The 10186-nt window shown below is 49.4% G+C and carries 10 protein-coding genes; 5 read left to right on the top strand and 5 right to left on the bottom strand.

The genetic code is table 11. From position 1 onward, the window contains the following. From HMPREF1986_RS01975 to HMPREF1986_RS01955, 5 genes are all read left to right on the top strand, one after another. Positions 1-259, top strand: a 259-nt coding sequence (locus HMPREF1986_RS01975; RefSeq protein WP_021773064.1) for a hypothetical protein, incomplete at its 5' end; no start/stop codon positions are given. A gap of 162 nt (positions 260-421) precedes the next feature. After that, the gene (locus HMPREF1986_RS01970) at positions 422-688 is read left to right on the top strand and encodes a type II toxin-antitoxin system RelB/DinJ family antitoxin (protein ID WP_009216409.1); all 267 of its coding nucleotides are present in this window, start codon (positions 422-424) and stop codon (positions 686-688) included. A 1-nt stretch (position 689) separates the two neighbouring features. Then, positions 690-956, top strand: coding sequence for a Txe/YoeB family addiction module toxin (locus HMPREF1986_RS01965; protein ID WP_009216408.1), 267 nt, complete (start codon positions 690-692; stop codon positions 954-956). Between the two features lie 574 nt (positions 957-1530). Then, the gene (locus HMPREF1986_RS01960) at positions 1531-4011 is read left to right on the top strand and encodes a putative excinuclease ABC, A subunit (protein WP_021773062.1); all 2481 of its coding nucleotides are present in this window, start codon (positions 1531-1533) and stop codon (positions 4009-4011) included. Between the two features lie 203 nt (positions 4012-4214). Further along, complete coding sequence (locus tag HMPREF1986_RS01955) at positions 4215-4625, top strand: TIGR04076 family protein (protein ID WP_021773061.1); 411 nt, start codon at positions 4215-4217, stop codon at positions 4623-4625. A 208-nt stretch (positions 4626-4833) separates the two neighbouring features. Here HMPREF1986_RS01955 and HMPREF1986_RS01950 read toward each other — a convergent pair whose 3' ends face one another. From HMPREF1986_RS01950 to HMPREF1986_RS01930, 5 genes are all read right to left on the bottom strand, one after another. Next, on the bottom strand, positions 4834-6069 hold the full coding sequence (locus HMPREF1986_RS01950) for a glycerate kinase type-2 family protein (RefSeq protein ID WP_036598875.1): 1236 nt from the start codon (positions 6067-6069) through the stop codon (positions 4834-4836). Positions 6070-6154: 85 nt separating this feature from the next. Next, complete coding sequence (locus HMPREF1986_RS01945; RefSeq protein ID WP_021773059.1) at positions 6155-7054, bottom strand: dihydrodipicolinate synthase family protein; 900 nt, start codon at positions 7052-7054, stop codon at positions 6155-6157. A gap of 5 nt (positions 7055-7059) precedes the next feature. Then, positions 7060-7998, bottom strand: a complete 939-nt coding sequence (gene garR, locus HMPREF1986_RS01940) for a 2-hydroxy-3-oxopropionate reductase (RefSeq protein WP_081688415.1) — start codon at positions 7996-7998, stop codon at positions 7060-7062. Positions 7999-8170: 172 nt separating this feature from the next. Then, positions 8171-9709: a tripartite tricarboxylate transporter permease gene (locus HMPREF1986_RS01935; RefSeq protein ID WP_036598841.1), complete on the bottom strand. Its 1539-nt coding sequence runs from the start codon at positions 9707-9709 to the stop codon at positions 8171-8173. A 15-nt stretch (positions 9710-9724) separates the two neighbouring features. Next, the gene (locus HMPREF1986_RS01930) at positions 9725-10183 is read right to left on the bottom strand and encodes a tripartite tricarboxylate transporter TctB family protein (RefSeq protein ID WP_196806088.1); all 459 of its coding nucleotides are present in this window, start codon (positions 10181-10183) and stop codon (positions 9725-9727) included. Positions 10184-10186: the final 3 nt, after the last annotated feature.

Genomic DNA, 10186 nt, shown 5'->3' with positions numbered 1-10186 from the left:
TGGATGGTGCAGAGACGGGGCGAATCAGATGGCTTATTTAAGAGCTTATTCTTTTAACAGGGGGAATATGCTGGAGCTTGTAAAGAACCAGAAGCTCCCTAAGGCTGCCGGTGCTGAAAATACGTTCATCGCAGATCCTCATAAGCTTGGAGAAACGATGTACAGCGAATGGGGAAAGTACGTAGATCATGCGAATCATGAGCTCAGCGAAATCGCGCAGAAGTTTGCCTGGTTCAATGCTGGAATTACTCTGATTTGACATGGGCTGTATCGTGGGGGTATATTTATAAAATACCCTTTCGCACCATTGGTGGTTCTCACACAATCAAATCCTACGGTAAACTTACTCTGTTATGCACGCGAAAAACACTTGAAATATACATATCGTGATGCTATGCTCCTGATTTAGGAGGTGAGTGAAATGGCTAAGACAGTGGAAATGTCCAACTTCACGTTTAAGATGGATAAAACAACAAGAGAGCAGTTCAGTTCGCTATGCAATGAATTGGGACTTACGATGTCGGCGGCTACCCTTGCACTAATTAAGCAAGCAGTTCGTAATCAGAGCATGCGTTTTTCCCTTCGCGATGAAAATGGTTTCACTCTGGAGGAGGCAGCAGAACTCGCGAGACGAATTCGTGAAGTCCAGAACAACGAGGCTGTTCGCCATGATCTAATGGAGACCTGATGTGAGAGATCTGTATTGGCAATCTGATGCATGGCTAGAGTATGTCGATTTACAGAAAGACAAGATTCTTTGCAAAAAGATTAATAACCTAATCAAAGATATTTTGCGGAATGGGTATCAGGCTGGTTATGGAAAGGTGGAGTTGCTGAAGGGAAATATGTCCGGATATGCAAGTGTTCGCATTGATAAGAGGCATCGCTTGATTTTTACAGCAGATGTGGGGCGAATTACGGTAATTCAGTGCGGAGGCCATTACGGTGATCATTAATAGGGCGTAAAGCCATTATGATAACATTCCGTGATAACAAATTGATAACAGCAATTCGTATACCTTGTAGAAATAGGATAAGCAGAGTCAATCGGAATCAAATTGTACCAAAGAGCAGAACCAGAACGGATTAGAAAGTGTATTTCATTTTCGAGCTGGAATAATGAAAGTGAAACAGGAATGGCTTAAATACGTCATTTCTGAGCCTTTAAACAGTGATTTGACAGCATTCTACGTTGATAGGATTATTGAATATGAAATGGCCATCCGGGAGGAATTGATAAGGCTGCTTCAAAAACACGGAAGTGTAATAAGAAGCAGGAAATCTTTATGACAGGGGAATGAATAGGACCGTGAAAGCGTTACAGAGCTGAATTGTGACGGTCCTTGAGATTGGTAACGGAAAAGGGGAGAGATCTGCTCTTGGTATTTTACGCGATTATGATCTGGGGGTTTAAATACGATAAAGAACGGTAAGGGGATACAGAAGATAAGCAAAGTACTGGGATAAACAGCTTTATCCCATGCAAATAAAAAGGAGCAGATCGTGTCGACAGACAATAAAAAAATAAAAATGCTGCCGAGGTACATCGAGGTACGCGGGGCAAAGGTCCACAACTTGAAAAATATTGATGTGGATGTCCCGCTGCATGAGATCGTAGCGATCGCCGGTATTTCCGGCTCGGGGAAATCATCGCTTGCGCTTGGCGCGCTGTATGCGGAAGGGTCCCGCAGGTATCTTGAATCTCTGTCTGCCTACACGCGCCGGAGGATGACACAGGCGGAACGGGCAGATGTGGATGATGTCAGATATGTACCGGCGGCGCTTGCGCTGCGCCAGCGCCCGGGAGTTCCCGGCATCCGCAGTACGTTCGGGACGCTTTCGGAGCTTTTGAACAGTCTGCGGCTTATGTTTTCCCGGCTTGCAAGTCACCGCTGTCCCAATGGGCATTACTGCCCGCCGTCTCTTTCCGTCGCCGCCATGCAGGAAATGACCTGTCCGTTCTGCGGGGAGAAATTCTACGGGCCCGGAGCGGAGGAGCTTGCCTTCAACAGTACCGGTGCCTGCCCGAGCTGCGGCGGAACGGGAGTCGTCCAGACTGTGAATGAGGCAGCCTTGGTGCCGGATGATTCAAAGACGATCGATGAGGGCGCGGTCGTTGTCTGGGGGACGCTGATGTGGTCACTGATGAAGGATATCGTGCGCACGATGGGAGTGCGGACAGATATCCCATTTCGTGATCTGACGCCGGAGGAGAAGGAGATTATCTACCACGGCGAGTTGAAGAAACATCACATCCACTATGTCAATCCAAACACGCTGGAACCTGCGGAGATGGATTTCAATTATTACAGCGCGGTCAATTCCGTGAAAAATTCCCTTGCCAAGGTAAAGGATGAGAAGGGAATGAAACGGCTCGAAAAATATCTGGAAGAGGATGTCTGCCCGGACTGCCATGGAACAAGACTGTCGGAAGCCGCCCGTGCGCCGCGGCTTCGGGGAATCGGGCTGGATGAGGCGACAGCTATGACGCTCTCGGAGCTGATCCCCTGGGTACAGGGTGTTCCGGCTTCTCTGCCGGAAGAGATGCGTCCCATGGCGGAAAATATCAGCGAATCCTTCATGGATGTTTCGAAGCGGCTGATGGATCTGGGGCTTGGATATCTGTCGCTTGACCGGGCGGCCTCGACGCTTTCCACCGGTGAGAGGCAGCGGGTACAGCTCGCAAGGGCAGTCCGCAACCGCACGACAGGTGTCCTCTATGTTCTCGACGAACCGTCCATCGGCCTGCATCCTTATAATCTCAAGGGTCTGACCGGTGTGATGGATGATCTGCGGGCGGATGGGAACTCCGTCGTCATTGTCGATCATGATACGCAGGTGTTGAAGCACGCCGACTGGATGATCGAGATGGGAGAGGGTGCCGGAGCGGACGGAGGGATGGTTATTTCCGAGGGAAGTGTCGAAGACGTTTCGAAGAATCCGGGATCTGTCATCGGGCCGTATCTTTCCGATCAGTATGAATCAAGAATCCGCCCGGTCATGCAGGCGGGTGGCATGTTTGAGAAAGCTGTCATTCATCTGGAAACAGGGGCAATTCACACCGTACATCCGCTGGATGTGCGGATACCGGTGGGGCGGCTTACCGTGGTGACGGGGGTTTCCGGGTCCGGAAAGACGACGATGGTGCTCGAAAGCCTGATCCCGGCGCTGAAGGCAAAGATCAGCGGGCAGAAGCTGCCGGGACACGTGAAAAACATTGAAGCGGAAGGAATCACTGAGGTCAAGCTGATCGATGCCGCGCCAATCGGCATCAATGTGCGTTCTACCGTGGCGACTTACGCCAATGTCCATGACGAGCTCAGGAAAGTATACGCGAAAACGGCGGACGCGAAGGAACGCTCCTGCAAGGCGGGAGATTTCTCTTATAATACAGGGAAGCTTCGCTGTCCGATCTGTGACGGAACAGGGGAGATCTCTCTGGATGTCCAGTTTCTGCCGGATGTGAAAATTCCATGTCCGGACTGCCGTGGCTCCCGGTACAGCAGGGAGGCGTTTGACATCCGCCGGAGGGCGAAGGACGGTAATGAATACAGTCTGCCGGATCTCATGAATATGAGTGTGGATCAGGTTTTGCATGTACTCGGCGGACTCAAATTGCTGCAGCAGCGCCTGCAGGTGCTGCACGACCTCGGACTCGGCTATCTGACACTCGGAGAGGAAACGCCGGGCCTTTCCGGCGGCGAGGCGCAGCGCTTAAAGCTTGCCAGTGAGATGGGGAAAGGGCAGAGCGATTCCGTTTTTGTTTTCGATGAACCGACAATTGGCCTGCATCCGCAGGATGTGAAGACACTGCTGCATGTTTTTCAGACTTTGATTGATCATGGAGCGACTGTCGTGGTCATTGAACATGATCTTGATGTAATAAAGAATGCCGATTACATCATCGATATGGGACCGGGCGGCGGAAAGGAGGGCGGCCGGATCATTGCATATGGCAGTCCCGATGAAATCCGGCAGAGTCCGGAAAGCCTGACGGCCAGGTTTATGTAAGGTGAGAAGTGGCAATGATACAAAGTATGTGGTTTTTGATGTAGAAACATCGAACCGGATGAACGACCGGATGAGCGCAATCGGAATTACCTCTGCAAAGTTTGATACGTCATACTTTGAAAAAACGATGTGAAAAGTGTGGAATGCGTCTGAGCTGCAGCGGCTGCAGTAGATGTGGAAAGTGCCTATAGGAGGAGGTCAATATGCAGCACGAATGCAAAATTACCGTTTTGGAAACGAAATGCTTCCCGGAGCTTCAGGAAAAATACCTGGCTGATCCGAAATCCGGCCCGTGCCCGTTCTTCAAGCCGGGAGACACCTTCCTTCTAAAACGCACACCGAAGAAGGACGATTTTTATCACCTGATGGATGGCAAGTTCTGCGGAGAGGCGTGGGATGCTGTCAGCAGATATGTTTACACCGCTCTGCAGGGTGGCTCTATCATGAAGGGATGGACGAATGATGACCGAATGATGATCGCTTGCTGCAATGATGGGACGCGGCCCGTGATTTTCAAGATTGAACGGATTGATATAGCTGAGAATGATGAGGAATGGGAGTGGCTGGCAAAGCAGAATTTCAAGAATTCGATTGAAGATGCATATACCGGCTGATTATGCAAATTCCGATTTGTAAGGGGAATCAGATAGGATTTTAATGCAAAATTTACTGGAAAGACTGATGATGAAACAAATAGGAATAGAATAAATATGGAGGAAATAATGACATAGAAATATTCACGAAAACGTGACAACATTAAACCAATAACTTATTAGACGGGGGAACCCTATGTCTGTCACATATAAAAACTCCTTCAATTTATCATGCATCAAGAAGTGCAACCGCAACATCGTTTACATTGGTTCCGGTCGGACCGGTCATGATTAAGCCGCCTACCATTCTCAAGGCATGATAGGCATCATTTTCCTGCAGAACCTGGTACACATCCACATTTTTTGTCTGCAATGCTTTCATTGTAGTGTAATCCACATATCCGCCCGCCGCGTCCGTCGGACCATCTGTGCCGTCAGATCCGAAAGAGAATACGCATGCTCCTTTAAGGCCTGAGATCCCCGGCGCAGCAGCAAGGGCAAGTTCCTGATTCCTTCCGCCCAGACCTTTCCCGGTCAGACGAACTATGGTTTCGCCTCCTGCGATGAAGGCGAGTCTTTTGCCGCTTCCGGCATGTGTTTTCAGTATACTGGCAAGAAAAGATCCCGCTTCTCTGGCCTCACAGGACAACTGATCCGTAAGCAGAACTGTAGAATAGCCCATCTCCCGGCATTTCTTGTCTGCTGCCGCGCAGAGTTCTTTTACCGATCCAGTAACCCTGGTTGTTACGTTATCAAGCTGCTTTGGCGTCTCAATGTCCAGGAGACTCTCTGCTTTTGGAGAAATTTTGAGACCGTACTTAGAGACGATTATCTCGGCCTGTGCACAAGTTGTGGAATCCGGATAGGCGGGACCGGATGCAATCATATCCAATGGATCGCCGAGAATGTCAGAGAGAACAATACTGAAAACATGTGCAGGTTCACATTCCTTGGCGAACCTTCCGCCTTTGACTGCAGACAGGCGCTTGCGTATCGTATTCATCTCTGTAATATCTGCGCCGCAGGCCAGGAGCCGCCTGGTGATATCCTGCAGCTCTTCTCCGGAAATCAGAGGCTTTTCAAACAACGCACTGCCGCCACCGGAAAGAAGAAAAAGGACTGTATCCTCAATTGTAAGTCCGCTGACCGATTCCAAAGCATGCTGCGTTGCCGTAAAACTGTTTTCATCCGGTACGGGATGTCCTGCTTCATAACATTGAATGCCTGGGATTTCTCCTTTTACATGTTGATATTTGGTAATGACAATTCCGCCATCAATATGTCCAAGAAAATCCACTGCCGCCTTTGCCATCTGCCATGCGGCTTTGCCTGCAGCGACCAGAATAACCTTTCCCTTACCAGACTTGAACTCCTTCAGAGCGCGCTGCACAGCCTCATCGGGCATGACTGCTTTAAGACTTGCTGCAATTATAGTGTCTGCTTCTTTTCGCAAATGTTCTTCCATGAAATCACCTTGAAATTGCCTCGCAGTTATGAATAAAGGGGGGCATGAATTCAACATACCTCCCTATCCAATGCAAAAATTCGTATTACAGTAATCCCGCTGCTGCCATCGCGCTCTTCATTTTTTCTGCTTTTGTGCTGTCCGTCGTGGGCAGGTTAGGCAAATAAGGTTTGCCGATATTCTGCCCCCGGTAATTAGCCATATCCTTGGCTGCAACAGGAAAGCTGGCACAGTCCATTGCCAGGCGCACAGGATTGAGCCTGAACTGCGCTTCCAACGCACCTTTAAGATCTCCCTGCATATATTTAGTATAGATTTCTTCAATCATTTCCGGCATAAAATTACCAGAGGTACAGACTCCGCCAACAGCGCCCACGCACAGACTGGCATAAAGCAGTGTATCCTTTCCGCCGAAAACACGGAATCCGACATCTCTCGTTCTGCGGACACACTCCTCGGTCAGTGTGATATCCCCGGAGGTATCTTTCATTCCGACAATATTCGGCACAGCATGTGCCAGCTTATCCACGAAATCCGCGCTGATGCCGTAGCCTGCCCTGCCAGGGTTGTTATACAGTAATACTGGCGTATCCGGAACAGCCTCTGCTATTGTCTTGAAGTGCAGGAAGAGTTCTTCTATAGTAGGCTTAAGGAACATCGGCTGGAGAATAGAAATTCCCATGGCACCATTGGCTGCCGCCATCTTCGCAAGCCTTGCACATTTTCTCGTGTTAATTGCGCCGATTCCGAAATAAACCGGTACCCTGCCTGATGCCTGATCGACGATAATCTTCAGGCCGCGCTTCATTTCGTCTTCTTCGATCTGGTAGAACTCACCATTGGAACCAAAGGCGAGAATTCCCTGCAGGCCGCCACTGATTACAAAATCTACCTGCCGGCGAAGAGCCGCCTCGTCGACCTTTTCATCATCATCGCAGGGAGTAAGAATAGGGACGATGACACCCTTAATATAATCTGTATTCATCAGGTTTACTCCCCTTTTTTCTCATTTTCAATGATCGAAATGCCCGTCATTCTCTCATAGTACCTGACAATATCATCATGATCGCAGCCGCCCTCATCATGGTTCATTAGTTCCTGCATGACCTCCATCATATGGGCAGTCATCGGAACCGGCATGTTGATTGCATGAGCTGCATTCAGTGCATTTGTGAGGTCTTTGACATGAAGTTTGATGCGGAACCCCGGCTTATAATTGCCGGAGAGCATCATGGGTGCCTTGGCATCCAGCACGGTGGAACCTGCAAGGCCGCCGCGAATTGCTTTGTAAACCAGTTCCGGATCTGTTCCCGCCTTCTTGGCAAAAGTCAGCGCCTCTGCAACTGCTCCGATATTGGCAGCGACAATCATCTGGTTGGCAAGTTTAGCTACATTTCCGGATCCAATCGGTCCGACATAAACCACTGAAGCAGCCATCGTCATCAGCAGGTCATAGTATTTATCCCAAATCTCCTTTGTACCGCCGCACATAACGGACAGTGTGCCATCAATAGCCTTCGGCTCTCCGCCGGAAACAGGGCAGTCCAGCATCTCGACACCCTTTTTCGCGAGCTCGGCAGCAATAGCCTTCGACTCTGTAGGATCAATAGAAGACATATCAATCACAACAGTCTTGTCCGTCGCTGTCTCGAGGATGCCGCCCTCACCAAGGCACAGCTCACGCACCTGGGGAGAATTCGGGAGCATTGTGATAATGACATCCGCCTTTGTCGCAACTTCTGCCCCGTTCTTTGCGCCTTCCGCCCCAAGATCTACAAATTCCTGAATTGTTTTCGGATTATGCGTGTTGACCACGAGCTCATATCCCGCCTTCATGATATTCTTTGCCATAGGCTTGCCCATAATGCCTAATCCAATGAAACCGATCTTCATAGTCTGACTCCTTTTTATAGTTGATGAAAATAGCATCCTGCATTAATACGTTCAATAACTAACTGCCATCAGACAAAACTCAGCAGCCATTCGACGTCGAATTCTTCTTTGCCTGAGCCTTGGAAATAATTTTTCCTTCCATACTGCGTGTACTTGTGCAGTATGGAGGGAGGAGTAGGATAAACTTTTTTTGATGCCGGGAATTAAATCAGTCATCATGAACTTCTGTGTCTGATTGCTGTGCAGCCGCCGCAGCAATCGCTGCTGACTTTTTCTTCTTTCGATAATCGCCGATATAGGGCCAGACAACAGAGAAAACGGCCAGCAATAGGAAGATCAGGGAAACCGGCCTGGTGATAAAGGACAGATAACTGCCATGTGCATAGCTGACACCGCGGCGAAAGTAAGTTTCAAGATCATCCGACAGAATAAATGCTAGTACCAGAGGGCTGAGCGATACACCTTCCATCATCAGGAAAACTGCAAGGACACACCACCCCAGCATGATGATGAAATTGAACTCACTGTTGGAAACGCCGAAAGCCCCGATAAAGCTGATCGTCAGAATGACACTGTACAGGAAGTGATAGGGGACCTTTAAGATCAGAGGGAGCCATCTTTTGAATACAACTTCCAGTACGAACGTAATAATGGCACTGATCAGCACGCAGGCAAACATCAGGTAGCAGAGATCCGGCTGCTGTGACAGAAACAGAGGGCCCGCCTGCAGTCCATGGATCGTGAGGCCGGCAATCAGCATTGCCGTGATACCATCTCCGGGAATTCCAAGTGCCATCATCGGTATCATTGCACCGCCAAGAGAAGCATTATTGGCGGTCTCAGATGCCCAAATACCTTCCTCATATCCTGTGCCAAAGAGTTCCGGATGTTTTGAAGAAGCCTTCGCCTGTCCGTAGGCGACCATATTGGAGATTCCTGATCCCATGCCGGGCAGGAAGCCAACCCAAAGGCCAATCAGGAAAGAACGAATGATGGTAGGAAAGCTGCGAATATAATCCTTAATGGTAATACCAAAACCTCGCAGCTCTGATTTCTTCACCTCCGGAAGTTTCCCTTCCCCTTTTCCATAATCGACAATGATCCGAGCAAGGGCGAACATGCCGAGCATCTGGCAGACAGTGGAGAGACCGGAATTGAGATTTGGAATACCGAAGGTAAATCTCCGGATGCCGGTGATCGGGTCCAGTCCGACACAGCCAAGGAAAAGGCCGATGCCGGCGGAAAGAAGGCCTTTCCATATATTGCCTTTGGACAGAGCCGCGACAAGAGTGATGGCACAGAAGCAGAGGGAAAAATACTCCCAAGGCCCAAGAAGTAGTGCGAGATCAGCAATCACTGGCGCCACTACGGTAGCAATCAATACAGAGGCGACAGTTCCAAGAAATGATGCCGTCATGCCGACTGCGAGAGCCTTAGAGGCCTCTCCCTTCATGGTCATCGGATAGCCGTCAAAACAGGTTGCAATTGAAGAGCTTGATCCCGGAATGCCAATGAGAACTGCAGAAATAAAAGTTCCCGAAACACCGCCGATCCACATGGCGAGCAGCACAATAAAAGATGTATTGCTCGACAAGCCAAAGGTGACCGGCAGCAGCAACGAAATGCCAAGTGTAGCTGACAAACCAGGAATAGCACCGAAGATAATGCCGACAATCGCAACGCCTGTAATAAGGAGCAGATTCATCGGCTGCAGGCAGAGCATTAGCCCTGACAGATAGTACGACATAATGGAAAATCTCCTTTATCGAAAGAGGATTCCGACAGGAAGCTTGATCTGGAATCCAAGTACAAACATTGCGTATAGGAAGGCGGTTACGGCGATGCTGATCAATACATTGAACCACCATTTCACCTTCTCGTCCCCTTTCAGAGTGTTCACAAAGGCAAACATGGCAAACGGTGTAGAAATCAGAAAACCAAATACTTCCAGGCAAATGGCATAGATGACAAGCTCCAGGAATGCGAAGGCGGTGCGTTTGCCGCCTCCCTTGGGGAAATAGGACTTCTCGGGAGCTTTGCCACGGATACCGTGAATCAGAAGCATGATGGAGCTAAGAAGTATGACCAGCAAACCAACAGTCGGCATCAGCCGGGGCCCCGGCTCAATGAGATTGGGAACTTGTCGGAGAGTCTGCATCACCAAAAAGAGAACAAGCACAGCGGCGATGCCGACGATTCCTGTTACCGTATCTCGTTTCATATG

Source organism: Oribacterium sp. oral taxon 078 str. F0263, from assembly GCF_000469565.1.
Taxonomy (GTDB): Bacteria; Bacillota; Clostridia; order Lachnospirales; family Lachnospiraceae; genus Oribacterium.
The sequence above is the reverse complement of the archived record's forward strand: the minus strand, read 5'-3'. Positions and strand labels throughout refer to the sequence as shown.